The sequence below is a fragment of the Jiella avicenniae genome (assembly GCF_021390325.1).
GTDB classification, from domain to species: Bacteria; Pseudomonadota; Alphaproteobacteria; order Rhizobiales; family Rhizobiaceae; genus Jiella; species Jiella avicenniae.
Window position 1 is genome coordinate 37,012 of record NZ_JAJUWU010000027.1, and the last position, 25,189, is coordinate 62,200.

Below are 25,189 nucleotides of genomic sequence, written 5' to 3' on the forward strand. Positions count from 1 at the left end.
TTAGCTTGCAAGATATCGGTAAAGTTGCACAAATCGACGTCTGATTCTCTGCAACTGATCAGGATGGCCATGCGGCATCGCTTGCGGTCGGCCGAAACATTCACGATGTGTTGTGGCGTCCTCGTCGCGTCCTTCGGGGCGATCGACTGGCTCGACTGGTCGATCGGCACCGGACTTCTGGTGGCCGGCTCGCGCTACACCGCGACGGCCCCTCTCGCCGCGCTGGGTTTCCTCGTCACGGGGATTGCCCTCGTCGCCGCGGTTCGTCGCCACTATCGGACCGCGAACCTGCTTGCGGCCGCTCTCGCCGTGCTCGTCGTCCTCAATGTCTGTCTCTTCGCCTTCGGCGCTGCGGAATGGCCGGCGCAGGCTTTGTCGTTTCACGCGGGTGGGCCGGAACATGCGGTCATGTCGTGGGCGACGAGCCTGTGTTTTTCTCTCGCCGCCCTGTCGATCCGGTTGTTTCACGCCCGGGCGCGTCGATCGGTGGCCGTGGCCGCGATCTCGGCATCGATCGGCCTGATCGTCGTCGTAATTTCGCTTCTCAGCATCCTGTTCGACGTCGGGGCGATCTATTCCGTGCCGTTTTTCGTCGGCCACGCCCTTTCCTCGGCGCTGGCCTTCCTCGTCTCTTTCGCCGGCCTCTTGATGCTCCGGCCGGCGCGCAGTTGGACCGCGATCCTGCTCGGACGAGGCGCCGGGAGCATGATGGCGCGCTGGCTGTTTCCGTTCACAATCCTGATCCCCGTGGTGCTTTGCTATGCCGGCTATCGAGCGATGGCGGGAGATGTCCTGCCCGATTCCGTCGTCGTCAGCATCATCGCGGCCCTGTCCTCGTTTCTTCTCGGCGCGAGCGTTCTCTGGAGCGGGCATCTCGTCAACGAGCGCGAAGCCCGCCTCGCCGAGATGATGCGGAAGATGGAACTCTACGCCCGGGATCGCGACCTGCTGCTGCGCGAGGTCAACCACCGCGTGAAGAACAATCTCGCGCAGGTCCATGCGATGCTCGGGCTGCAGGCGCGCCGCGTCGCCGATCCCGTCGCCAGGCAGGGCCTCATCGACATGAAGGGGCGGATCGAGGCGTTGAGCACGCTGCACCGGATCCTCCTCGCCAAGGACAATCCGAGCACGCTGTGCGCGCAGGAGTACTTCACTGCCCTGTGCGAGCGGATCGAGGAGGGGCTGGGGGCGAGGCAGCGCGGCATCCGCATAGCCGTGCATTCGGACCGCGTCCAACTGCAGCCCGACTTTGCCATTTCCACCGGGATGCTGCTCAACGAACTGGCCGGCAATGCGATCAAGCATGCTTTCGCGGCAAGCGGGGGCGGAACGGTCGACGTGTCGTTCCGGGTGGTCGAGGGTGACCGCTGCGAACTATCCGTGGAGGACGACGGTTCCGGCCTCCAGCCTTCCGCCCCACGATGCCCGGAAGACGGCCTCGGGACGAAGATCATTCAGGCCATCGTCGCGCAGCTTCGCGGCAGCATGGAAGTGTCGCATGAATCGGGAAGCCGGTTCTCCATCCGAATGCCCGTGGGGAGATGAGCGAATGGACAGACGGTTCAGTGTCGTGATCGTCGAGGACGACTTCCTGATCATGGAATATCTGCGCGAGCTGTCGGAGGAAATCGGACTGAACGTTCTCGGAACGGCGGACGTCGCCGATCAGGCGGTGACGACGATTCTGCAAAACCGGCCCGACTTCGTGTTCATGGACCTTCGGCTGGCGGGCGATCGGGACGGCGTCGACGTCGCCCAGGCGATTCAGCCCGAACTGCCCGATCTCAAAGTCATCTACATCACCGGCTCGAACGAGCCGAATTCGCTCGCGCGCATCAGCCTCGACCATCCGTATGAGGTGCTGATCAAGCCCGTCGTCGAGCGCGACTTGCGCCGCGCCATCGGTCTGTCCGTCAACTGACTTTCCCGCCGCGCCGGGCGTCGAGCCGCAGCCTCGGGTTTCGGGCGGCCGGCTGCCGCCGCGGTCGGATCAGTCGGAGAGCGCGCTCTGGCGGGTGCCGGCGGCCCGCTTCAGGTTCATCCCGATGACCGGCACGAGCTGCGAGGAGACCCGGACGGAGACGGTGATCGCCAGCGAATCGTCGTCGGCGAGACGGGCGATCATCGCGCCCTTGAGCTGCTTGCGGTCGAGCCCGACGACGATGTGGTCGCCGGCGACTTCCCCCGAAACGATGTCGAGGCCCTTGCCCGCCGCCCCGTCCTGGAAGGCGCCACGATAGGACTTGCCGGCGCGCACGACCTCGGCCCGCATCGGCTGCGAGAACAGGCCGACCCGGCAGGAGCCCTCGAGTTCGACGCCGACCTTTTTCGGATGCTCGGCACCGGCGAAGTTGCAGACGAACTTCGTGCCCTTGAATTTGCCGGCGACGATCTCGCCCGGGCCGGACCACTGGCCGGTGACGCGCCTGAAGAAGGCTTCGTCACTGTCGGCTTTCGCCGGAACGATGGTCGCGGCCGAAACTGCGAGGCTGAGGGCGAGACCGGCTGTCATCAGACGCGACATGGAGAAAACTTCCTGAATGAAGACCGTTTACCATGTCATTGTCGCTTCAAAGGGTTAACCAAGCCTTTCGGCGGGCCCGCCGCGCCGCCTGAAGGGCCTCATGATCGTTTGCCGGCGGACGGTTCGATGCCGGAATGGGCGGTGAGTTCGGACAGAATGGCCCCGATCCGCGGGCGTCTGGCGCGCAGGAACGGCAGCGGTCGGCAAAGATCCATCGCGGCGAGGCCGACCCGCGCCGTCAGGAGGCCGTTGACGACGCCTTCGCCGAGCCGCTGGGAGAGGCGCGCCGCGAGTCCATGGCCGATGACCTGCTGCACCAGGCTGTCGCCGACCGCGATCGAGCCGGTGACCGCGAGATGGCCGAGGACGTCCCGCGTCAGTTTGACGAGGCCGAGCATGCCCGGCCGCGCGCCGTAGAGTTCGGCCATCTTGCGGATCAGCTTGACGTTCTCGAAGACGACATAGGCGACGTCGACCAGCGCCTTCGGGCTGACGGCAGTCACCACCGAGACCCGCTTTGCCGAGGCGAGCACCAGCGCCCGCGCCTTGGCGTCGAGCGGCCCCAGCATCCGCTCTTCGGCCAGGGCGATCAGGTCGGCGCCGTCGATCACCTCGCCTTCGAGCGCGGCGATGTCGGCGCGGCCGCGGGCGGTTTCGGGCCGGTCGGAGAGGAGGGTCTCCAGCGTCGCGACGGCGAGTTTCGCCTCGGCGAGCGAATCCCCCCGATAGGCGGCCAGCGCCCGCTTGCGCTCCCGGTCGACGGCGGCGAGCCGCATCAGGCCGACTGTCTCGCGGATGACGACGGCGAGAAGGGCGAAAAGGGCGAGGAGGGCAAGGCCGAGGGCGGTCCAGCCGAGCCACTCGGACCGCTCGAAGACGTCGCGCACGATGGCGTCGATCGCAAGTCCGATCCCGATCGACAGGAGAAGGCCGAGCGAGGCGGCGAGGAGTTTGCCGAAGGAAAAGCGCCGGCGTGTCTCGATCTCCGGCTCGCCGGTCGCCGCGACGTCTTCATCGATCGCCTCGTCGGGGTCGAATTCGATCGTCTCGACAGCCGCGATCGAGCGCGGCATGCGCGGCGGCGCGAAATCCGTTTCTTCTCGCCTCTCGGCCTCGCGCGGCGGCTTGCTTCCCGGCAGGTCGAACGCGCCCGGCGCGCGCCGGCGAGGGCCTTGCTCGTCGCTCATTGCAGCCTGTCTCCCAGGAGGAATTCCAGCGCCCGGTCGAGCCGGATGTGCGGCAGCGAAAGCGAAAGTCCTTCGGGGCTGTGCTGGAGCTTCGGCGGGCGAAACCGCACGAAGCGCAGCGACCCGGCCGCAACGCCGTCTTTCGGATCGAACAGACGGCGTGGATCGTCCGGCAGGTCGCCCGGAAACACCGCCGTCTCGCTCTGGCCGTCGAAGCTGCGCTCGCCGATGGTCTCGCCGGCGGCGGGGATGCCGACGATCACCGGCAGGTCCTCGCCCCCGTCGCTGACCGTCGCCTCGCGAGTGGCGCGCACCGCCGCCATGGCGAGGACCTCGGTCTTGGCACCGGAGAACTTCGCCCGGGCGACCGCGTCGTCGACCATGACGCGGACGATCGCCTCCAGCCGCCGATGGCTCTCGTGGTGGAGATGATCGGCCTTGGTCGCGGCGACGAGGATGCGGTCGATGCGGCGGGTGAGGAAGGAGCCGAGCCAGCTCGATCGGCCCGGACGGAAGCAGGCGAGGATGTCGGCGAGCGCGGTTTCGAGATCGCTCACCGCCTCCGGCCCGGCATTGATCGCCTGGAGCGCGTCGATCAACAGGATCTGCCGGTCGAGCCTCGCAAAGTGATTGCGGAAGAACGGTTTGACGACGACGGTCTTGTAGGCCTCGTAGCGGCGGGAAAGATGCGCCGCCATCGAGCCCTTCGGATAGGTTTTGCCCTTTTCCACCGGCAGCGGCGCGAAGGTGAGGGCGGGGGATCCGTCGAGATCGCCGGGCATCAGGAAGCGTCCGGGCGGCAAGGTCGAGAGCGCCGCGGAGTCCGCCCGACATGCCTTGAGATACTCGGCGAAGAGCACGCTGAGATCGCGCGCCGTCACCTCGTCCGCCGGCGCATCGAGATCGACGGTTTCGAGCTTCGCCAGAAAGGGGCCGGCTTCCTTCCGCCGCGAGGGCAGGCGGGCCCGCTCCAGGGCTTCCGCCGAGAAGGTGGCGAAATCCTTGTCGATCAGCGGCAGGTCGAGCAGCCACTCGCCGGGATAGTCGACGATGTCGAGGGTGAGCTTGCCGCCGGGCAGCATGCGGCGCCAAGCCTCGGCGGATTCGAAGGCGATCGTGAGGCGCAGTTCGGAGATCGCCCGGGTCGATTCCGGCCAGACCCGCTCCTCGACGATGCGGCGGATGTGATCCTCGTACTGGAAGCGCGGCACCGCGTCGTCCGGCTGCTCCTTGAGATCGGCGCCGAGGATGCGGCCGTTCGCCTGCGCCTTGAACAGCGGCAGCCGGCCACCGGACAGAAGGTTGTGGACGAGGGCGGTGATGAACACCGTCTTGCCGGCGCGCGAAAGCCCGGTGACGCCGAGGCGAAGATGCGGATTGAAGATCGACGCGGTCCGGTCGGTGAAATTGTCGAAGACGAGGCGGGCCTCGTCGGCAATCGATGTCATGGGCGGCGCTGGTCTTCGAGACGGGCTGAGGGGCGGGTTTCAGGGCAAGGAGCCTCGACCGGCATATAGGAAGGCTGCGCCCCGCTTCGAAGGGGACCGGCGATGAACCGGCCTGAAGGCCGTTCAGTCCGCACGCCGAGCCGTCAGGGCCGGACGATCCTCAGGAGACGGCCGGATTTGGCGGCGATCTCGGCGAGCGGACGGTCGAGACCGACGATCGCCAGGGCCGCCGTGGGAAACCCGCCGGCGATCGCCGCGATGGCGTCCTCCTCGCCGCTGTCGCAGAGCGACCGGGTGAAGTCCTCGACCATCGGGTTGTGGCCGACGATGAGAAGGTTGCCGACGTCGCCCGCGTCTTTCGCCGCGGCGAAATAGGCCTCGGTGCCGAGCGCGTAGAGTTCGTCGGCATAGGCGACGGGAACCCTCTGACTGAGGGTCGGGAGGAGGGGTGCGAGCGTATCCACGGCCCGCTTCGCCGTGGAGCAGGCGACGGCGTCGACCGGCAGCGCTTCATCGGCGAAGATTTGCGCCAGCCGCTCGGCGTCGGCGGCGCCGCGGTCGTCGAGCGGGCGCTGATGGTCGCGCTCGCCGGGCCGCGCCCAGGACGAATGGGCGTGCCTGAGGATCAAGATGTGGTGCGCGAAGCGTGCCGTCATGAAAAATTCGATAAGCTGAAACCTTCCGTCAGGCAATCGTCGCGCGTGCTCATCCGGCCCCGGACGCGGTCCGGCGCATCCCGGCCGCCTGACGAGCGCACGAGCCCAAGGTGCGAAAGAACCTTGGAATCCGTCGAATTTTCGATGGTTGGACACGCTTCGAGGCTGGCGCGACGCTGGATCGGCGGTCGCCGCGGCATCGCCCGGCCGCCTGAGCTTTCCAATTCGTCAAGCAAATCCGAGTCTTAGAATCACATCCAGCGGATGACTGTGACGCAGACTCAACTTGTTCGACTGCCAAACCGCCGCTATAAGGCCGGCCAGCGGGAATGGAGGTGCGTAATGAGCGAAACACTCAATGCCGAACTGAAGCTGTCCGAAGACGGCCCCTTCATGAACGACCGCCAGAAGGAATACTTCCGGCGCAAGCTCCTGACCTGGAAGGCCGAGATCCTGCGCGAGGCGCGCGAGACGCTCGACACCCTCGCCAACGACAACTCCAATCTCGCCGACGTCGCCGACCGCGCCTCGTCCGAGACCGATCGGGCGATCGAGCTCCGAGCCCGCGACCGGCAGCGCAAGCTCATCTCGAAGATCGACGCGGCCCTGGAGCGGATCGAGGACGGGTCCTATGGCTATTGCGAAGAGACCGGCGAGCCGATCAGCCTGAAGCGTCTCGACGCCCGGCCGATCGCGACGCTCTCTCTGGAGGCCCAGGAGCGGCACGAGCGTCGCGAAAAGGTCTATCGCGACGAATGAGCCGAGCGCGAAGGCTTCGTCGCCCTTCGCTTCGCGCGTAAAGCTCCGCCGTCCATCCTCTGCTCGCCCGGCACGGGCAGACGGAGTTGGCGCACCTGCGGCGCAGGTCATAGAAGCCGCCGCGGATCGGAAACGGCGAGGGCGTCGGCTGAACCTGCCGCCGGCGCGACTGTCCCATCACGCCAAAGGAACACGGCCCCAATGTGACGGGCCGTGGGGTTTTCCCGGAAAGATCTGCCGCTCGTCGCCGCTTCGCGCTGGCCGGTGCCCCGGAGCGGGTGCCCCGGAGCGGTCGACTTCGTGGATCATTCGAAGACGGATTCCGCCGTCGCGCCGATCCTGTCCTTCGGATCCGGGCCAAAACGATTGCTGCCCGTCGTTCCGTCGAGACACATCAGCACCAGGAACCAGATCGAGCCGATCAGCGGGATGAGGGTGATGAACATCCACCAGCCCCGGCGATCCGTATCGTGCAGCCGGCGAACCGAGCAGGCGAGCAACGGAATGAAATTCGCGATGCCCCAGATCGCCGTCAGGACGCCGCCTTCGGCGCTTGCGCTGGCGCTGAAGCCGTCGACCGTATCGACAGCCGTCTGCGTCGGGCCGCCGAGGCCGAGCGCCGAGTCGACGAAGATCAGGACGAATCCGACCACGTAGAAGAGCAGCATATAGAGCCAGTACTCCTTGCGGCGGGCCCGGCTCGAGAAGTTGAAATAGCGTCGATAGGGCATGAGCATGGTCGACACGGCGGACTCCTGACCGTTGAGGGAGGGCTATGGCTTACAGAGCCGGCAGGCCGGTGCCAAGATGGCGACGGACGATCCCGGCCCCGCGCCGATCGTCCCGAGGGTGCCCGTCGCACCCGGCTTTGCGGAGGCCGGGAAAGCGCGTTGCGGTCGGCGCGCGGCGAGGCTATCACGCCGCCCATGCATCTGACCGTCGCCGCCTTCTATCGCTTCCTGTCGCTCGCCGATCTCGGGCCCATGCGCGCAGCTCTGCTCGGCTTCTGCCACGACCGCAACCTGCGCGGCACCATCCTGATCGCGTCGGAGGGCGTCAACGGGACGGTCGCCGGCGAAAAGCCCGCAATGGAGGAATTTCTCGCCGAGCTGTCGCGTCGCTTCTCGCTGACCGACGAGCATCTGCGCCTGTCGGCCGCCGGCGACTGGCCCTTCGCCCGCATGAAGGTCCGCATCCGCCCGGAGATCATCACCCTTCGCGACGTGGCGGGCGACCCCTCGGCGAAGACCGGCGTTCACGTCGCCCCGGAAGACTGGAACGCGCTCGTCGCGGACCCGGACGTCCTCCTCCTCGACACGCGCAATCGCTACGAGACGAGGGTCGGCATCTTCGAGGGCGCCGTCGATCCGGGGATCGACCGGTTCACCGATTTCAAGCGCTATGTCGAGGAGACGCTCGACCCGGCGAAGACCCCGAGGGTCGCGATGTTCTGCACCGGCGGCATCCGCTGCGAGAAGGCCTCGGCCTTCATGCTGGAGAAGGGCTTCGCCGAGGTCTACCAGCTGAAGGGCGGGATCCTGTCCTATCTCGAGAAGGTGCCGGAGCCCGAAAGCCGCTGGCGCGGCGACTGCTACGTCTTCGACGGCCGGGTGGCACTCGGCCATGGACTAACCGAGACCGGCTGGACCGCCTGCTTCGCCTGCGGCGCGCCGCTGTCGGAAGAAGACCGGGCGGCGACCGAGTATGAGGAAGGCGTGTCCTGTGCGGGCTGCGTGGGCGAGAGGCCCGAAAGCGAGGTCGCTGCGCTGCGCGAACGCCATCGGCGGATGACGATTGGCGAGGGGTGAGCGAAAAGGTGCCCTCTCTCCCCCTTGTGGGAGAGAACGTCATTCCAAGGAATTGGGCCGAGCAGAGCGAGGACCAAACCTTGAGAATGACAAGAGAGGGGTTTCACCATCGAATTCGCCGTGACCGCCGCCTGAGAAAGCATCATGTCCGGTCTGCCTGCGACAGACAGCGGCTGTACCGGTGAAACCCCTCTCTTGCGATTTCTATCGTTTAGCGAGTTCCTCGCTAAGCCGATGAAATCGCTTTCTCTCCCGCAAAGGGGAGAGAGGGCGCCCGCATCATTGAGCGATCCCCGGCTACTCCTTCTTCACCCCCAGCGGCTCCGTCGCATGGCGCTTGATCAGCGGGATCTGGGTCAGCATGAAAACGATGGTGATCGGCATCGTCGCCCAGACCTTGAAGTCGACCCAGAGGTCGTCGGACGTCTGGCCCGGGCCGTAATAGGCGTCGGCGGCTTTCCAGACGACGACGTTGAGGACCGCCAGAAAGATGAAGAACAGCCCCCAGCGGAAGGTCAGCTTGCGCCAGCCCTCGTCGTCGAGCTTGAAGGCCTGGTCGAAGACGTAGCCGAGGAAGGACTTGCCGAAGAACAGCCCGCCGAGGAGGACGGCGGCGAACAGGCCGTTGACGATGGTCGGCTTCATCTTGATGAAGGTCTCGTCCTGCAGCCAAAGCGTCAGCCCGCCGAAGACGAGGACGACGGCGAGCGTCACCAGCGGCATGATCGGTAAGGTGCGCGTCACGGCCCAGGAAACGCCAAGCGCGATCACCATCGCGGCCATGAACAGGGCCGTCGCGATGAACAGCGGTCCGCCCAGTTCGCCGAGGATGGGGAAGGCGGCGGCGAGATCCTCGCCTCGCGAATTGGCGAAGAAGAAGACCATCAGCGGCCCCAGCTCCAGCGCGAATTTGAGCAGCGGGCTCATCTCCTTGCGGCCGGGCTTGTTGGGGGCTTCCTCGATGATGTGTTCGGTCATGTCGCGATAATCGCCTTCTCAGCCTCGTCATCCCGGGCTTGACCCGGGATCCAGTCCAGATCGCCGCGGAAGGCCATTTCGGCCGGCGGGCATAGCTATTTTGGACTGACCCGTCGCTCACATGGCTTGGAATCGACCCCGGCTCAAGGCCGGGATGACGACTTCGACCATTTTGCCGGTCGATTTATGGCGGTGCCGTCCGATGAACGGTCAATTCAACGGCGTTCCCGCGATCGCGCTGGCGAAATCCTTCGCCTTGAAGGGCTCCAGATCGTCGATGCCTTCGCCGACGCCGACGAAGTAGACCGGCAGGCGGTGTTTCGCCGCAATCGCGACGAGGATGCCGCCGCGCGCCGTGCCGTCCAGCTTGGTCATGACGAGGCCGTTGACGCCCGAGACGTTGCGGAAGATCTCGACCTGGGAGAGCGCGTTCTGCCCGGTCGTGGCGTCGAGGGTCTGCAGCACGGTGTGCGGCGCGTCCGGCTCGCGTTTCGCCAGCACGCGGTTGATCTTTTCGAGCTCGGCCATCAGCTCGGCCTTGTTCTGCAGCCGCCCGGCGGTGTCGATGATGAGGACGTCGGAATCGTTTTCGAGCGCCCGGTCGTAGGCCTCGAAGGCAAGGCCCGCCGCATCGGCGCCGATCTGCTTGGCGATCACCTCCGAGCCGGTGCGCTCGCCCCAGATCTTGAGCTGCTCGACGGCCGCGGCGCGGAAGGTGTCGCCGGCGCAGAGCGTGACCTTCAGGCCGCCGCGGGTGAGCTTCGCCGCCAGCTTGCCGATGGTCGTGGTCTTGCCGGTGCCGTTGACGCCGACGACGAGGATGACGTGGGGCTTCTTCTCGAGGTCGAGTTCCAGCGGCTGGGCGACCGGCGTGAGCGTCTTCTCGATCTCCTCGGCGAGGATGCGTCGGACCTCCTGGCCGGTGACCTCCTTGCCGAAGCGGCCTTCCGACAGCCGATCGGTGATCCGCATCGCCGTCTCGACGCCGAGATCGGCCTGGATCAGGATGTCCTCGAAGTCCTGGAGCGTGTCCTCGTCGAGCTTGCGCTTGGTGAACAGCGCGGTGATCGAGCCGGAAAGCTGGCTGGAGGAGCGGGCAAGGCCCTGGCGCAGCCGCTCGGCCCAGGAAACGTGTGGTGCAGGAGCGGCGGGAGCAGGGGCCGCCGGCCGTTCGCGCAGGCGGAAGCCGGCATCGTCCGGAACGGGCGCCCGCGGCGGAGCGGCGGGAACGCCCGGCGCCGCCGGCTCGCTCCGCTCTTCCTCCTCGGGGGGCAGGTCGGCATCAAGCCAGGAGAAGTCCGCCTCGTCTTCGCCGAGATCGTCTTCCTCGCCGACCTCCGCCGGCTCGATGCCGACGTGATCCTCTTCGCCGGCCGGTTCGACCTCGGGGGCGAGGGCATCGGCCTCCGGCGAGGGTTCCCGCGTCGCGGTCTCGACCGGTTCGACGCGCTCTTCGAGGAAGGAAAAGTCCGCAGGAGTTTCGGGGAGGGGTTCGGCGGTTTCGAGGAAGGCGAAATCGCCGTCCGTCTCTTCGGTGTCGGCCGTGGCCATCGGGCGCGGCTCGACTTCCACCCGCGGCGGTGCGGAGGGGTCGACGTCGCGTGTCTCTAGCGGGCCTTCATCCCGGACGACGGAGTTTTTTTTTGAGCCTCGCCGACCGGCTCGGTGGCCGTCGACGCGTCTTCGCCACGTGGCTCTAGCGGCTCGATGCCGCCGTCGTCGGAGGGAGCGGCGCCGGCCTCGGCGTCGGCGACGGAACTCGCCGCCGCCTGCGGCCGGACCTCGGGGTCGGGTGCGCCCTCGCGGCCGAACTCCGAATCGGATGGCCGAGGCGTCTGGCCCTTTTCCGGCGTGCGCGCCTCTTCGCTGTCGGAACCGAAGGAGAAGATCCGCCGGAAGAAGCCCTTTTTCTCAGCCATGCCTGTCCTTCGTCATTCTAGCCGGCCTGCGTCGCCGGAAAAGCCGCCTCGACCGGCCGGGCAATCGCCGCTCCGTCCGAGGCACCGGTAATGATAGCGTCGACGATCTCGCCGGGGAGACCGGCATCGATCCGGCAGAGGGTAAAATTCTCCGCCCGGCCAATGCCTTCGCGCTCGATCAGGACGTTCTGCCGGCTGCCGACGAGACGTGCGAGATGCGCCGCATGCGCCGCCTCGCCCTCCGCCCGCAGCCGCGCAGCCCGCTCCTTGATCACCGGCTTTTCGAGCTGCGGCATGCGCGCCGCCGGCGTTCCCTCGCGCGGCGAGAACGGGAAGACGTGCAGGAAGGTCAGCCCGCATTCCTCGACGATCCGCAGCGAGTTTTCGAACATCTCTCCGGTTTCGGTCGGGAATCCGGCGATGATGTCGGCGCCGAAGACGATGTCCGGGCGCTTGTCGCGGATCTCGGTGCAGAAGCGGATGGAATCGTCCCGAGAGTGGCGGCGCTTCATCCGCTTCAGGATCATGTCGTCGCCGGCCTGCAGCGACAGGTGCAGATGCGGCATGAAGCGCTCTTCCGAGGCGATCGCGTCGATCAGCGCGGCGTCGGCCTCGATGGAATCGATCGAGGAAAGCCGCAGCCGCTTCAGCTCGGGCACGTGTCGAAGGATCGACTGGACGAGATTGCCCAGCCTCGGGCTGCCGGGCAGGTCGGCGCCCCAGCTGGTCATGTCGACGCCCGACAGGACGACCTCGTTGTAGCCGGCATCGACCAGCCGCTTCATCTGCTCGACGACGGCGCCCATCGGCACCGAGCGCGAATTGCCCCGGCCATAGGGGATGATGCAGAAGGTGCAGCGATGGTCGCAGCCGTTCTGGATCTGCACGATCGCCCGCGAGCGGCCCTCGATGGCGTCGATCATGTGGCCGGCGGTCTCGGTCACGCTCATGATGTCGTTGACGCGGACCTTCTCCTCGGCCGCGACGCCGAAGTCGGGCAGCTTGCGATAGCTCTCGGCTGACAGCTTTTCCATGTTGCCGATGACGGCGTCGACCTCGGCCATCTCGGCGAAGCGTGCCGGCTCAGTCTGCGCCGCGCAACCGGTGACGACGATCCGCGCGTCCGGGTTCTCGCGCCGCGCCTTGCGGATCTGCTGGCGGGCCTGGCGCACCGCCTCGGCCGTCACCGCGCAGGTGTTGAAGACGATCGCGCCGCGCGCCTCCTCGCCGAGGCCGGCTTCCTCGGCCTCGCGCTTCATCACAGCCGACTCGTAGGTGTTGAGCCGGCAGCCGAAGGATACGACCTCGACGCCCATCAGCCGATCTCCCGCTCCGCGTGGGACTCGGCTGGCGCGTCACGAAGATAGTCGCCCGTCTCCGGGTCGAGCCGGCCGGACCATTCCCATTCGGCCGGTCCCGTCATGACCACGTGGTCGTCGTCGCGCCACAGGATCGTCAGCGTTCCGCCCGGCTGGGTGACGGCGACCTCACGGCCGGTGCGCCGGGTTCTGGCCGCGGACACGGCGGCGGCGCAGGCGGCGGAGCCGCAGGCGCGGGTCAGCCCGACCCCGCGCTCCCACGTCCGCATGATGAGCGAGGAGGGCGAGGTGACCTCTGCGATCGAGACGTTCGCCCGCTCCGGAAAGATCGGATGGTTCTCGAGGATCGGCCCGAACCGGTCGAGGGCGTAGGAGCCGACGTCGCCCTTCACCCAGAAGACGGCATGGGGATTCCCCATCGAGACGACGGAGGGGGAATGCAGTACCGGCGCCTCGATCGGCCCGATCTGCAGTTCGATCGCCCTTGTGTCGCGGAATTCCTCGGCAAGCGGAATATCCTGCCAGGAAAAGCGCGGCTTGCCCATGTCGACGGAAATCGTGCCATCCGCATGCTCCTCGGCGAGAAGCAGCCCGGCTCGGGTCTCGAAGGTGAAGCCCGTCCGGCCGGTCTCGGCGGCAAGCGCCTGGACGACGCAGCGCGTGCCGTTGCCGCAGGCTTCGGCTTCCGAGCCGTCGGCATTGATGATCCGCACATAGGCGTCGGTGCCGGGCGTCGCGGGGCGGTGGATCGCCATGATCTGGTCGAAATGCGTCTCCGGACCGGCGGCCAGCGTCCTCGCGGCTTCGGGCCGGATGCGCGCGTCGGTTTCGCGCATGTCGACGACGAGGATCTCGTTGCCGCAGCCATTCATGCGGGCGAAGGGGACGGAGGGAACTGCCAAGGCTTTCGGACCGGTCGCTGCGAAAATCGAGCCGTATATGGCAAGAAACCTCGCCGATTGCCACCGGTGGAAGCCCGGCTTGTCGGCTCCATTCGAACGAAGACGCCGCGCGGCAGGGCCGGCGGCGCCCTTCATCGTCGTCGAGGCAGCGGAATACGGCCTCAGCGCGTGACCGGGAAGGCCGGCGCTTCGGCTTTCCAGGATCCGTCCTCGCCGCGCACCGAGATCAGGTAGCGATCGCCGGAGATCTCGGCCGGCAGCTTGACCGCGGCCTGCAGGGTCCCCTCCGGCGTGGTGCGCGCTTCGTCGAGCTGCGCGAAGGCTGCTCCCGGGCTGCCGCCGCCGATGATCACCGGCTGGTCCTCGGGAAGACCGGTGGCGGAAATCGTGACGGTCGATCCCGGCGCCGGGGACGCCGGGTCGAGCGAGACCTCGGCGGGCTGCTGCCCCTCGCTCAGGCCGAGCCGCGTCCCGAGGTCGCGAATGTTGGACTGGAGCTGGGGATTGTCGCTCAGAAAGCCCTGCACCGACGACTTCACCTGCGACCCGACGTTTTCGGCGGCCTGCGAAAGCCCTTGGCCGGCGCTCGTCGCCATGGACTTCAGCTCGTCCATCGGACCGGTCAGGCTGACCGCCTGGCCGACCCGGAGGTCGGCCGAGCCGTCGATGCGCGGATTGGCCCGGAGGATCAGACCCTCCGTGACCGCGCAGCGCGAGGCGATCGAACTCAGCGTGTCGCCGGCCCGCACCTCGACCTCGCGGCCGCAAGGCTCGGTCGTCTGGGCGGAGGCCGTGGACGCGGCGAAGATCAGTCCGCTCAATGCAAATGCGCGTGTCAGCATGGGTCTCTCCGTTTGCCTTACCGCAACGTCGGTCACTGACCGGTCGTGGTGCCGGTTCCGGTCGTGCCCTCGCCAGCGGTGCCGACGGCGCCGTCGGCTCCGCCTGCCGCACCGCCGGTCTCGGCGTTGCCCGTCGCAGGCGCGCTCTCCGTGGCGGGGGCGGTTTCTCCGCCAGCGCTGCTGGCCGTCCCGGCCGCCGGTTCGGTTGCCGCCGGTTCGGTGGTGACCGCCTCGTTGGTCGCGCCGCCGAAGTAGTTGCCGTTGAGCAGGAAATAGCCGCCGACGATTACCACGACGATGATGATGCCGGCGATCAGCCAGCCGGAACCCCCGCCGCCTCCGCCGCCGCGATCGTTGTTGACGATCGTCGTCCTGTCCCCGTCCGGCTTCCGGCCGTTGGTATTGCTCATGATGCAGCGCTCCAATCAAGGCCGCCTCGTCGCCATTCACCGGGCCCGGCTCTTGAACGGAGCCTTGGTCTCGCATGGCCGACAGGCGGCATGTCCCTTCCTGCGACCAAATGTCGATGGGCGGCGATCGTTCCTCGGCTGCCGCGGAAATGTGCATCGACTGCTCCTCGGTACGGCAGGCGAAAGCAGCGAATGCGAACGGCGGCCACGCCGCTGAGGCATGATCCGGCCTCGTGATTTCCGGGAAGAAGCGAAGGATCGGCCGAAAATCTGCGTCAATCTCAACCGGGCGGTGGACGGAATCGCTGATAATTCGATCGAGAAACTGCTGACTAGCGGCTGAAAACGCTGCGCATTCGCTCGTTCCGATGAAATGGCTGAAGCAGGACTCGTGTCGACGCCGTCCTCACTTTTCCCAGTCCGTGCCGATCGCCTCGCGGTCGAGTTTCCTGGCGTCTTCGACGATCTCCCGGCTCTCCGCCAGGTCGCTTTCGTCCGCCTCTTCGGGATAATCCGCGCCGTCGGCGTCGCGGGTCAGCGCCACCTTGAAAAGCATCGGGAAATGGTCCGATCCGATGTGTTTCAGGCGCCGCATGGCGATGAGGTCGAAGCGGGCGTTGTGGAACAGGTGGTCGAGCGGCCAGCGCAGCAGCGGGTATCGCGCATCGAAGGTGTTGTAGAAGCCGCGGCCGACGCGCGGGTCGAGCAGCCGCGAGACGCGCTGGAAATGCCGCGTCGTATGGGACCAGGCGACATCGTTGAGATCGCCGCAGACGATCGCGGGCAGCAGGTCCTCGTCGACCAGTTCCGCGACCCGCACGAGCTCGGCGTCGCGCCCGGCGGAATCGGCATACGGAACCGGCGGCTCCGGATGGACGCAGTAGAGCGAGAAGTCGTGGCCGCTTCGCAGCGTGACCCTGGCGATGATCGACGGCACCTTGTCCATGACCAGATTGGCCAGCCGGACGTCGGAAAGCTCCAGCTTCGAATAGAGGATCATGCCGTAGCTGTTGTCGAGGGGCTGGGATACGACATGCGGCATCGAGCGTCCGAGCGGCTCCAGCGCCTCGGCCCAGCCTTCGTCGACCTCCATGAACAGCGCCAGATCCGGCGCTTCCCGTTCGATGAGATCGACGGCGTCCTGGTAGCGCCTGTTGGACATCTTGACGTTGTAGGAAACGATCGAGACCGTGTTCGGCCCGTCCGGATCGCCCTCGTAGCGCTTCGACTGGCGGGGCCTGAGGGGCAGGAACTGGGCGATGCAGGCCGCCTGGACGCCGGCGACGATCAGCAGGCCCCCGACGATCCAGTTCCGGGCAGTCCCGTCGAGTAGCCAGATCGACAGGGCCGCGACGATCAGGGTGATCGTCAGGATCTGCAGACGCGGGAAGGCGAACACCCGCACCAAGCCGTGCGAAATGTGTAGAAAGGGAATTCCGGTCGCGGCCAGAAGCATGAGGGTGAGGGCGGCGAACAGAATGACCATCTCGGGCGGAGGCTCCGGCTGGTTGTGGGCTGGCTGTGGCGCGACCCGGCTGGAATTGCCGCGACGAACCGTTCGGCAGTTGCAGCCAAACTATCCGGTCTGCCGCGGTCTTCCATGGCAGAGCCAAGGAAATTTCCGTCCGAGTGCCGATACACCCGACAAAAGAGCCAGCGCGGCCTTTCGGCCGCGCTGGTCCTACCTTTCGGCTCGCTTTTGGGGCGTTGAAGCGAGCGAAAGAGTTCGCTGAACTGATCGGGGCGCGCCGTGAAGATGCGCCCCCCTGCGGTTTTCGCCAGCCCCCAAACGGGGGTAGCCTCGGGGTCGGGCGGCGTCCTCGTCGCCATCACCGACGGAGTGGAAGGCCTGGAGCCGCTTTTGCAGCGGGGATGCGAAGATATCCACCTTTACGAGGGCTGTTTTCGCACAAACCGTTTTTCCGGCTTGCGTTTTTGCCTCCAGAGTTTTTTGCCGCTGGCTCGACCGCTTCGCAGGAGCGGCCCGCGGACCTTGCAGATGCCGATCCGAGCTGGAGCCGCGGGCCGGACGCGATCGGTTACGCTTCGACCGAAGTCGAGCCGATGCAGGGATGTCGCTGGGCGCGGAGCCGGCGCCTCAGACGTTGGCGAGCGCCGCGATCCGCGTCGCGATTTCCGGCTGACGGCGGACTCCGAGCTTGTCGCAGACATGCTTCAGCCGCTTGCGGATCGTCTGTTCGGAGAGCCCGGTCTCTTCGGCGAAGGCTTTGACCGTCAGCCCGCGATAGACGCCGATGGCGAGTGCGGCCTCGCCGTTGCTGAGGCCGGTGGCGGCCCGGACGAAGGCGATGTCGGGCACGCGCCGTTCCGCCGGGTCGGCAAATTTGACGACGCCGTAGCGGGCGCGTCCTTCATGCGAAGGCGCCGCGAAGAAACGCAGGAACAGCGGCGGGCGGCCGTCCGGTCGCGGGACCGGGACGGGCCTTGGAAGCGTCAGGTCGCTACCGGCGAGGACGCGGATGGTCTTGCCGACCGCCCGGGTGACCGCCTCGGTCGCCTCCGGCTGACCGGCGATCAGCCGGCGGCCGACGAGGCGCAGGCCGTGTCGCCCGTCGATCAGCCGTCTGGCGGCCGGATTCAGGTGGACCACAAGCCCGTTGACGTCGAAGATCGCGATCGCGTCGTCGAGCCCGTCGAAGGCGGCCAGCGCGCCGTGGCGGGCGATCGCCCCGCTCGGCACGATGTCCCGCAAATGGGCGATCCGGGCGAGATGGTTGGCGAAGATCATCAGACTGGGCTGGTCTCTGCGCCAGCCTTCCGGATGGAAGCGACGGCGATGGGCCGCCACGACGACGAGGCCGCCTTCGCTGCGGCCGAAGACCATCGCCGTGTTCCAGCATTCGGGATGCCGCCGGTAGAATTCCTGATGGACGGGACAGGTCGCGATCTCTTCCGGGCTCATCAGATCTTCGGTGGTCACGAAGCCGCTCGGCCGGGCGATCAGTCGCGGAAACCGCGCATCCCGCGGCAGATAGGTGGTGACGTATTCGAGCGCGGGTTCCGGATCGAACGGATGCGTGAACTGGCGGGCGGTCCCGTCGCCACCCGCGGTGATGAGATTGAACCGGTCGGAGCCCGTCGCCTCGGCCCCATGCCGAACGGTTTCCTGCCAGTCGCTGCCGCTCGCCAGCGATTGGTAAAGCCCGTCGAGGGCACCGGCCAGAGCCGTCAGCGTATCGCTCATCGACCGGCCATCATTAATTCCGGCGACCGCCGCCCGGCTCGCCGCGCGAAGGCGCGTCGATTGCTCCCGCCGCTCGGGGCGGCGAGGGCACCCGACGCCGCATCGCCGGTTCGGCGATCGTCCGTCAGCGCCGACGCGCTACGCTCACGGGGCTCTGCTGAATCGGGAATGCGAATGTCGAATTTCCTTTTCATCCGGCGTGGATGCCCGGCCCCGCCCATCGGACGCGACGAACGCGAAGACCATGCCGATCCCCCATCCCGGAAAGAAGAACGAGACGCCTGCCGCCCGATCGTCGCGTCAGCGGATCATGCGGAAAAGCATAGCAAGAGCCCGATAAGTCATCAATACTGCCATATCACCAGGATCCGCCCCGGAGGCGCGGCGAATCCTGCGGCCGGACGTTGGGGCATCGTTCTTCGGCTACTCCTTCTCCCCCTCGCGGCTGCATCTGCGAGGCGAGACGATCCGCTCGGCGCGGGACGTCGGCTGGGTGAAGACGCTGACGGCCGGCCGCATGATGCGCAGGGAGACGCGGGCGACGCCGGCTGCCCGGACCATCGCCGAGTTCCGCCGCCGCTTTCCCCTCGGCTCGACCTCCCGCGTCGTGCTGATCGAGGAGAAGGAGCGCTATGCCGGCATCGTCGTCACTCCCACCGCCCATGCCGACAGTCTCGACCCCGCCGCCCCGATCGCCGAGGTCGCGGTCCTCACCGACGCGGCGCTCCGCCCGGAGATGGACATTTCCAAGGTCATGGAAGCCTTCGACGCGGCCACCGCCGACGAACTCGCGGTGGTCGGTGCGGAGGGGCAGGTGCTGGGGCTGCTGTCGGAAAGCTTCGTCAGAAAGCGCTATGCCGAGGAAATGGAGAAGAACCAGCGCGATCTGTTCGGGGAGCGAAGCGCTTGAGGCGCTGGACGCCGACCTTGACAAGCGCCCGCCATGCTGCTTCAACCCCCGCAAATCCGCGACATGCCGTCCGCGATCCGCCGACCGGGCCCCTCGTCCTGACAGGAAATTCCTGAAAGGGCCGCCGAGCCGCCCGGAGGTCAACATCCCCCAGCGAGTTTCGCCCGGGGATGCGTTTTTGCTTTGCGCCGTTTCCGGCGCGGGCAACGGGTTTGCGTATGGCGGTCGGTCGCCCCACCTTCCGTCTGATCACGGAAGGACGGAAGGAAGCTTGATGTTCGATTCGCTCCAGGACCGCCTCGGGTCCATCCTGAACGGCCTCACCGGTCGCGGCGCGCTTTCCGACAAGGACGTGTCGGCGGCGCTGCGCGAGGTGCGGCGGGCGCTGCTGGAGGCCGACGTCTCGCTGGAGGTCGTCCGCGGCTTCACCGACCGGGTGCGCGAAAAGGCCGTCGGCGCCGAGATCCTGAAGTCGATCAAGCCCGGCCAGATGGTCGTCAAGATCGTCCATGACGAGCTGATCGCCACCCTCGGCGAAACCCAGGTGCCGATCGACCTCAACGCGCCGGCTCCGGTCGTGGTGATGATGGTCGGCCTCCAGGGCTCCGGCAAGACGACCACCACCGGCAAGATCGCCAAGCGGCTGAGCGAGCGTCAGAAGAAGAAGGTCCTGATGGCCTCGCTCGATACGCGGCGGCCGGCCGCGCAGGAGCAGCTGAAGGTCCTCGGTGAGCAGACCGGCGTCGCCACCCTGCCGATCATCGCCGGGCAGGGGCCGGTCGAGATCGCCGGACGAGCAGAACAGGCCGCCCGCCTCGGCGGCTACGACGTCGTCATCCTCGACACCGCCGGCCGCACCCATATCGACGAGCCCTTGATGGTCGAGATGGCCGACATCAAGGCCAAGACCCGGCCGCACGAGATTCTCCTCGTCGCCGACTCGTTGACCGGCCAGGACGCCGTCAATCTCGCCCGTTCCTTCGACGAGCGCGTCGGAATCACCGGCATCGTCTTGACCCGCGTCGACGGCGACGGCCGCGGCGGCGCAGCCCTGTCGATGCGCGCGGTCACCGGCAAGCCGATCAAGCTGATCGGCGTCGGCGAGAAGATGGACGCGCTGGAGGACTTCCATCCGGCCCGCATCGCCGACCGCATCCTCGGCATGGGCGACATCGTCAGCCTCGTCGAGAAGGCGGCGGAGAACATCGACGCGGAAAAAGCCGCGGCGATGGCCAGGAAGATGCAGTCGGGCAAGTTCGACCTGAACGACCTCGCCGATCAGATCGGGCAGATGCAGAAGATGGGCGGCATGGGTGGCATGATGGGCCTGATGCCCGGCATGGGGAAGATGAAGAGCCAGATGGCCGCCGCCGGCCTCGACGACAAGATGCTGAAGCGCCAGCTCGCCATCATCTCCTCGATGACCAAGGCCGAGCGCGCCAATCCCGATCTCCTGAAGCATAGCCGCAAGAAGCGCATCGCGGCCGGCTCCGGCACCAATGCCGCCGAGATCAACAAGCTGCTCAAGATGCACCGCCAGATGGCCGACATGATGAAGGCCATGGGCAAGGGCGGCAAGGGCGGCATGATGCAGAAGATGATGGGCGGCCTCGCCGGCAAGATGGGCCTGCCCGGCGGCGGTATGCCGGGCGGGATGCCGGACCTGTCGAAGATGGACCCGAAGGAACTCGAGGCGCTGGCGAAGGCCGCGCAGTCCGGCGGCGGGATGCCCGGGATGCCGAAGGGCCTGCCCCCCGGCTTCGGCGGTCCGGGCGGCGGCATGCCGGGCGGATTTCCGGGTCTGCCCGGTCTGCCGGGAAAGAAGAAATAACCGAGGCGTCGGCCTCTCCCGAAACACCAACGATGCGGATGCCGGCGACCCAAGAAGGCCGGTGCCGAGACAACCTCAGAAGGAAGACGAAATGCCCCTGAAGATGCGCCTGGCCCGTGCCGGCTCGAAGAAGCGCCCCTACTACCACATCGTCGTCGCCGACGCCCGTTCGCCCCGCGACGGCCGCTTCATCGAGCAGATCGGCGCCTGGAATCCGATGCTGCCGAAGGACGCCGAGCGCGTCACGCTGAAGGAAGACCGGATCAAGCACTGGCTGTCGGAAGGCGCCCAGCCGACCGACCGCGTCCTGCGCTTCCTCGACAAGGCCGGCATTGCGTCGCGCCCCGAGCGCAAGAACCCGACCAAGGGCCTGCCGGGCAAAAAGGCCCAGGAGCGGGAAGCCGAGCGCAAGCAGCGCGAGGAAGACGCCGCTGCGGCAGCAGCCGAGGCCGAGGCCGCCAAGAACGCGCCCGCCGAGGAAGCTTCGGCCGAGTGACGGCCAGGGCCGACGGGTGAATCGGCCTCGATCGTTTCGACGGGCGGCGTCCTCGACGCCGCCCGTTTCGATTCATGGTACCAATTGCTGAGAGGTTTATCATTTCATAACGCGACGGTAAGGTTTACCTCGAAATAATGCGGCCGCGACGATTCGAAGCCGGTCGCGCCGATTTCCATTGCTTCGCAGAGCGTAGCGCGACCGAGCCATGGATACCTTTTCGATGGAAGCCATGCCCATGGACACCCGATACGATGCGGATGCGATCGGGGACATATTCCAGCTTGCGCCCCTGCCGCTCTGGCTGGAAGACTTCAGCGCCGTCAAGAAACTGCTCGATGCCTGGCGGGCCGAGGGCGTGACCAATCTCCGGGCTCACCTCGAGGCCAATCCGGAGCTCGTGCGCAAGGCGGCGCTTTCGATCCGGGTGATCGCCGTCAACCAGAAGACCGTCGAACTCTTCGAGGCGGACGACGCCGACCATCTCATCGCCCATCTCGACATCGTCTTTTCCCGCGACATGCTGTCCTCCCACATGGGCGAACTCTGCCAGCTCTGGGAGCGCGACGACGGCTTCGAGAGCCAGGCCGTCAACTACACCCTGTCCGGCCGGCGTCTCGACGTGCAGCTCAAGGCCCGCATCCTGCCCGGGCACGAGGCCGACTGGAGCCGGGTGATCCTGTCGACGGAAGACGTGACGGAACGCGAGGAGGGCCGCAGGCGGCTCGCCTCCAGCGAGGCCTTCGCCCGCGGCCTGTTCGAATATTCGCCGATCTCGCTGTGGGTCGAGGATTTTTCCGTCGTCAAGACGCTGATGGACGAGGTTCGCGACCGCGGCGTCGTCGACTTCCGCACCTTTCTCGACGTGCATCCGGAATTCGTCGGCCGCTGCATGAGCGAGATCCGCGTCCTCGACGTCAACCAGCATACGCTGGACCTGTTCAAGGCCGAGGACAAGGCGATGTTGCTCAGCCGGCTCGGCGAGGTTTTCCGCGACGACATGGAGCCGCATTTTCGCGAGCAGCTCATCGATCTCTGGAACGGTACCCTGTTTCAGCAGCGCGAGGTGGTGAACTATACGCTCGACGGCGAGCTGCTGCATGTCCACCTGCAGTTCTCCGTCTTTCCAGGCCGCGATTCCGATTGGTCGCTGGTCCAGGTGGCCCTCACCGACATCACCGCCCGCAAGAAGGCCGAGGCCTATCTCGAATTCCTCGGCAAGCACGACATCCTGACCAAGCTCTACAACCGCTCCTTCTTCGTCGACGAGCTGAACCGGCTGGAACGCAAGGGCCCGGCGCCGGTGACGGTCATCGTCGCGGATCTCAACGGATTGAAGGCGGTCAACGATACGCTCGGTCATGCCGCCGGCGACGCGTTGCTGCGCAGGGCGGGCGAGGTGTTGCGCGAGGCGGTGCAGAAGCCTCACTGCGCGGCGCGGATCGGCGGCGACGAGTTCGTCATCCTCCTGCCGGCGAGCGGCGAGGCCGACGGCCTTCAGATGGTCGCGGACATCGAGGAACTGGTCGAGGTCAACAATCAGTTCTACACGGGGGCCGTCCTGTCCTTCTCGCTCGGCGTCGCCACGGCGATGCAGACGGAGCGCCTCGAAGATACGGTGAAGCGCGCCGACAAGCGGATGTACGAGGAAAAACGCAGGCACTATGCCGAAGCCGGCGGGGACGCCGGCAAGCCTCGCGGCAAGCGAAGCCGGCAGATGTGACGGCATCGCCTGCCGCCCGATACTTCCGGGCGCGGCGAAAGGGCGATGACGAGAGCATCGACGGCGGTGCCGGAACGGTCTATGCGATCGGCGGCGCCCGCGATTCCGCCGAAGCGGACCGGCGGGCCTCGCCGTCGACGAGGCATGGTCTGGCGCGGCGATCGCCTCATCGGAGCGCCGCGGGAAAAACGGGAACGAAGACGCCTTTGCCTGCCAGACCAATCAACCGCGACGAAACGCTGAGACCGGCCGCCGCGGAGCCGGCCGACGAGGGGCGATCTCCCGTCCTTCTCGCGGTCATCGGCGGCGCCCACGGCATTCGTGGCGAGTGCCGGGTCAAATCCTTCACCGAGGAGCCGGAGGCATTCGGCCGCTACGGGCCGCTCTTCGACGCGAAGGGCAATCGCTACACGGTGAAGGCCGCCCGGCCGCAGAAGAACGTGCTGCTCGTCCGCTTCGCCGAGGTTGCCGACCGCAATCACGCCGAGCGTCTGAACGGCACCGAACTCTTCGTCGACCGCTCGGTGCTGCCCGAGCCCGAAGACGACGACGAGTTCTATCTGGAAGACCTGATCGGGCTCGAAGCGCGGACGAGCGATGGCGAGATCGTCGGTCGCATCGTCGCGGTTCACGACTTCGGCGCCGGCGACATTCTGGAACTGGCCCCCCTCAAGGGCCCGACCGTGATGATCCCGTTTTCGGAAGCCGCGGTGCCGGAACTCGATCTCGACGCCGGCTTCATCCTCGTCGACCCGCGCGCGGCGGGTCTCGTCGACGGCGACGAGGAAGCGGACGACGAGGAAACGGAAAGCGGGCAAGCCGGCGATGCGCCGGACCCGACAGAACGACGAGAGGAAACGCCATGATCATCGTCTCCGGTATCCTGCGGCTCAGCCCGGCCGACCTTGCAAGCGTCAGGGTCGCGGCGGCCGCGGTCCTCAGCGCCACCCGCGCGGAAGACGGCTGCATCGTCTATTCGTTTGCCGAAGATTTTTTGGAGCCCGGCCTCGTCAGGATCTACGAGGAGTGGGAAAGCCGCGAGGCGCTCGCCGCGCACGGCAAGTCCGCTCACATCGCCGCCTGGCACGAGGCGCTGCGCGCCGTCACCGTCGTCGAGCGCGACCTCGAGCTGATCGAGGCCGGCAAGGCGGAGCCGCTCGGCTGATCCCATGCCGTTCCGTGCCACCGTCCTCACGCTCTATCCGGAGATGTTTCCGGGTCCGCTCGGCGTTTCGCTCGCAGGCAGGGCGCTGGACCGGGGCGAGGCGGTCTTGGAAACCCGGCAGATCCGCGACTTCGGCCGTGGCCGGCACCGCGCGGTGGACGACACGCCGGCCGGCGGCGGCGCGGGCATGGTGCTGCGGGCCGACGTTCTGGCGGACGCGATCGACGCGGCGTCTCCCGAGGGCGACGGGCGCCCACGGCTCCTGATGAGTCCCCGCGGTAGGCCGTTGACCCAGAGCTTCGTGCGGGAGTTGGCGGCGGGCGAGGGGGCGCTGATCGTCTGCGGCCGCTTCGAGGGCGTCGACGAGCGGATCATCGAGGCGCGGGGCCTCACGGAGATTTCGATCGGCGACTACGTGCTGTCGGGCGGCGAGATCGCCGCGATGGTGCTGCTCGATGCGGTGATCCGCATTCTGCCGGGGGTAATGGGCAACGATCAGTCGGGCGTCCACGAAAGCTTCGAGGCGCCGTTCCTGGAGCATCCGCACTATACCCGCCCCGCCGAATGGGCGGGGCGGCCGATCCCCGAGGTTCTGACGTCGGGCAATCACGGCGCCATCGAGCGCTGGCGCCGAGCCGAAGCGGAGCGATTGACCCGCGAGCGGCGTCCGGACCTGTTGCGGCGCGGCGCGGGAAAGACGAACGGCGACGATCTGTGACCGCCGGCGTTCGATGACTTGGATTTCGTCGACGCAGGGCGTCCTGGAAGAAGCTTGACCTCCGGTCAGCGACGGCGGGTCGACCCGGTCGGACCCTTGCCGCCGCGCGACCGCGAGGCCTGGGACTTGCCACGCGGCTTCGCCGGCTTCTTGGGACGGTCGGTCGCCGTTTCGCTGACGGTGGCCGTCGCGGCGGCCTCCTTGCGGGGTCTGGCGCCGGCCGGCCCGGCTGGCTGCGTCATCGTCTCGGACGTCTCGCTTGCGCCGTGCGGGCCGACCGCCTCGTCCTCCTTCGAAGAGGATCCGGATTTCGCGGCGGCAATCGTTTCGGCGGACTCCGTGGCCGAGGCTTCGGCCGCGGCCGGCGTTGCAGCGTCGTCCTGCGGGCC

The 25,189-nt window shown here is 67.1% G+C and carries 25 protein-coding genes; 11 read left to right on the forward strand and 14 right to left on the reverse strand.

Features of this window, described 5'->3' with window-relative positions; genetic code table 11:
* Positions 1 to 69 precede the first annotated feature (69 nt).
* Both LZD57_RS22010 and LZD57_RS22015 read left to right on the forward strand, forming a co-directional pair.
* Positions 70 to 1,545, forward strand: coding sequence for a sensor histidine kinase (locus tag LZD57_RS22010; protein WP_233721742.1), 1,476 nt, complete (start codon positions 70 to 72; stop codon positions 1,543 to 1,545).
* 4 nt (positions 1,546 to 1,549) lie between these two features.
* On the forward strand, positions 1,550 to 1,921 hold the full coding sequence (locus LZD57_RS22015; RefSeq protein WP_233721743.1) for a response regulator: 372 nt from the start codon (positions 1,550 to 1,552) through the stop codon (positions 1,919 to 1,921).
* Positions 1,922 to 1,990: 69 nt separating this feature from the next.
* On the opposite strand, the gene LZD57_RS22020 is transcribed toward LZD57_RS22015, so the two are convergent.
* The 4 genes from LZD57_RS22020 to LZD57_RS22035 form a co-directional block, all read right to left on the reverse strand.
* Positions 1,991 to 2,524, reverse strand: coding sequence for a hypothetical protein (locus LZD57_RS22020; RefSeq protein WP_233721744.1), 534 nt, complete (start codon positions 2,522 to 2,524; stop codon positions 1,991 to 1,993).
* Between the two features lie 98 nt (positions 2,525 to 2,622).
* Positions 2,623 to 3,711, reverse strand: a complete 1,089-nt coding sequence (locus LZD57_RS22025) for a YcjF family protein (protein WP_233721745.1) — start codon at positions 3,709 to 3,711, stop codon at positions 2,623 to 2,625.
* Complete coding sequence (locus LZD57_RS22030) at positions 3,708 to 5,159, reverse strand: YcjX family GTP-binding protein (RefSeq protein WP_233721746.1); 1,452 nt, start codon at positions 5,157 to 5,159, stop codon at positions 3,708 to 3,710. The genes LZD57_RS22025 and LZD57_RS22030 overlap by 4 nt, the downstream gene beginning before the upstream one ends.
* Positions 5,160 to 5,302: 143 nt before the next feature.
* Positions 5,303 to 5,815, reverse strand: a complete 513-nt coding sequence (locus tag LZD57_RS22035) for a SixA phosphatase family protein (protein ID WP_233721747.1) — start codon at positions 5,813 to 5,815, stop codon at positions 5,303 to 5,305.
* A gap of 342 nt (positions 5,816 to 6,157) precedes the next feature.
* Between LZD57_RS22035 and dksA the strand changes: the two genes are divergently transcribed.
* Positions 6,158 to 6,574, forward strand: a complete 417-nt coding sequence (dksA, locus tag LZD57_RS22040) for an RNA polymerase-binding protein DksA (RefSeq protein WP_163463686.1) — start codon at positions 6,158 to 6,160, stop codon at positions 6,572 to 6,574.
* 305 nt (positions 6,575 to 6,879) lie between these two features.
* On the opposite strand, the gene LZD57_RS22045 is transcribed toward dksA, so the two are convergent.
* Positions 6,880 to 7,311 (reverse strand): DUF805 domain-containing protein, encoded by a 432-nt coding sequence (locus tag LZD57_RS22045; RefSeq protein WP_233721774.1) that lies wholly within the window; start codon positions 7,309 to 7,311, stop codon positions 6,880 to 6,882.
* A 189-nt stretch (positions 7,312 to 7,500) separates the two neighbouring features.
* Between LZD57_RS22045 and trhO the strand changes: the two genes are divergently transcribed.
* Complete coding sequence (gene trhO, locus LZD57_RS22050) at positions 7,501 to 8,382, forward strand: oxygen-dependent tRNA uridine(34) hydroxylase TrhO (protein WP_233721748.1); 882 nt, start codon at positions 7,501 to 7,503, stop codon at positions 8,380 to 8,382.
* A gap of 297 nt (positions 8,383 to 8,679) precedes the next feature.
* Here the strand turns inward: trhO and LZD57_RS22055 are convergent, their stop codons facing one another.
* The 9 genes from LZD57_RS22055 to LZD57_RS22095 all read right to left on the reverse strand — a co-directional run bounded on the left by LZD57_RS22055 (position 8,680) and on the right by LZD57_RS22095 (position 17,957).
* Positions 8,680 to 9,360 carry a septation protein A gene (locus LZD57_RS22055; RefSeq protein WP_233721749.1) on the reverse strand — a complete coding sequence of 227 codons (681 nt, stop codon included), beginning with the start codon at positions 9,358 to 9,360 and terminating at the stop codon, positions 8,680 to 8,682.
* A gap of 210 nt (positions 9,361 to 9,570) precedes the next feature.
* The gene (gene ftsY / locus LZD57_RS22060) at positions 9,571 to 10,911 is read right to left on the reverse strand and encodes a signal recognition particle-docking protein FtsY (RefSeq protein ID WP_233721750.1); all 1,341 of its coding nucleotides are present in this window, start codon (positions 10,909 to 10,911) and stop codon (positions 9,571 to 9,573) included.
* A gap of 56 nt (positions 10,912 to 10,967) precedes the next feature.
* Positions 10,968 to 11,279 carry a hypothetical protein gene (locus tag LZD57_RS22065; protein ID WP_233721751.1) on the reverse strand — a complete coding sequence of 104 codons (312 nt, stop codon included), beginning with the start codon at positions 11,277 to 11,279 and terminating at the stop codon, positions 10,968 to 10,970.
* Positions 11,280 to 11,296: 17 nt separating this feature from the next.
* Complete coding sequence (gene mtaB, locus LZD57_RS22070; RefSeq protein ID WP_233721752.1) at positions 11,297 to 12,595, reverse strand: tRNA (N(6)-L-threonylcarbamoyladenosine(37)-C(2))-methylthiotransferase MtaB; 1,299 nt, start codon at positions 12,593 to 12,595, stop codon at positions 11,297 to 11,299.
* On the reverse strand, positions 12,595 to 13,470 hold the full coding sequence (gene dapF / locus LZD57_RS22075; RefSeq protein ID WP_233721775.1) for a diaminopimelate epimerase: 876 nt from the start codon (positions 13,468 to 13,470) through the stop codon (positions 12,595 to 12,597). The genes mtaB and dapF overlap by 1 nt, the downstream gene beginning before the upstream one ends.
* Before the next feature lie 191 nt (positions 13,471 to 13,661).
* On the reverse strand, positions 13,662 to 14,342 hold the full coding sequence (locus tag LZD57_RS22080) for a LysM peptidoglycan-binding domain-containing protein (protein WP_233721753.1): 681 nt from the start codon (positions 14,340 to 14,342) through the stop codon (positions 13,662 to 13,664).
* Between the two features lie 32 nt (positions 14,343 to 14,374).
* Positions 14,375 to 14,752, reverse strand: coding sequence for a hypothetical protein (locus tag LZD57_RS22085; protein ID WP_233721754.1), 378 nt, complete (start codon positions 14,750 to 14,752; stop codon positions 14,375 to 14,377).
* A gap of 406 nt (positions 14,753 to 15,158) precedes the next feature.
* Entirely contained in the window at positions 15,159 to 16,238 is a 1,080-nt protein-coding gene (locus LZD57_RS22090) for an endonuclease/exonuclease/phosphatase family protein (protein ID WP_233721755.1), read from the reverse strand.
* A 612-nt stretch (positions 16,239 to 16,850) separates the two neighbouring features.
* Entirely contained in the window at positions 16,851 to 17,957 is a 1,107-nt protein-coding gene (locus LZD57_RS22095) for a helix-turn-helix transcriptional regulator (protein ID WP_233721756.1), read from the reverse strand.
* 493 nt (positions 17,958 to 18,450) lie between these two features.
* Between LZD57_RS22095 and LZD57_RS22100 the strand changes: the two genes are divergently transcribed.
* The 7 genes from LZD57_RS22100 (at position 18,451) to trmD (ending at position 24,800) form a co-directional block, all read left to right on the forward strand.
* Positions 18,451 to 18,867 carry a CBS domain-containing protein gene (locus LZD57_RS22100; protein WP_233721757.1) on the forward strand — a complete coding sequence of 139 codons (417 nt, stop codon included), beginning with the start codon at positions 18,451 to 18,453 and terminating at the stop codon, positions 18,865 to 18,867.
* Positions 18,868 to 19,141: 274 nt separating this feature from the next.
* Complete coding sequence (ffh, locus tag LZD57_RS22105; protein ID WP_233721758.1) at positions 19,142 to 20,698, forward strand: signal recognition particle protein; 1,557 nt, start codon at positions 19,142 to 19,144, stop codon at positions 20,696 to 20,698.
* Positions 20,699 to 20,789: 91 nt separating this feature from the next.
* Positions 20,790 to 21,194 carry a 30S ribosomal protein S16 gene (gene rpsP / locus LZD57_RS22110; RefSeq protein ID WP_233721759.1) on the forward strand — a complete coding sequence of 135 codons (405 nt, stop codon included), beginning with the start codon at positions 20,790 to 20,792 and terminating at the stop codon, positions 21,192 to 21,194.
* Positions 21,195 to 21,432: 238 nt separating this feature from the next.
* Positions 21,433 to 22,917 carry a sensor domain-containing diguanylate cyclase gene (locus LZD57_RS22115; protein ID WP_233721760.1) on the forward strand — a complete coding sequence of 495 codons (1,485 nt, stop codon included), beginning with the start codon at positions 21,433 to 21,435 and terminating at the stop codon, positions 22,915 to 22,917.
* A 239-nt stretch (positions 22,918 to 23,156) separates the two neighbouring features.
* A complete protein-coding gene (gene rimM, locus LZD57_RS22120) occupies positions 23,157 to 23,783 on the forward strand; it encodes a ribosome maturation factor RimM (protein WP_233721776.1) in 627 nt (208 codons plus the stop codon).
* The gene (locus LZD57_RS22125) at positions 23,780 to 24,082 is read left to right on the forward strand and encodes a putative quinol monooxygenase (protein WP_233721761.1); all 303 of its coding nucleotides are present in this window, start codon (positions 23,780 to 23,782) and stop codon (positions 24,080 to 24,082) included. The genes rimM and LZD57_RS22125 overlap by 4 nt, the downstream gene beginning before the upstream one ends.
* 4 nt (positions 24,083 to 24,086) lie before the next feature.
* Positions 24,087 to 24,800: a tRNA (guanosine(37)-N1)-methyltransferase TrmD gene (gene trmD / locus LZD57_RS22130; RefSeq protein ID WP_233721762.1), complete on the forward strand. Its 714-nt coding sequence runs from the start codon at positions 24,087 to 24,089 to the stop codon at positions 24,798 to 24,800.
* The last annotated feature ends 389 nt before the right edge of the window (positions 24,801 to 25,189 follow it).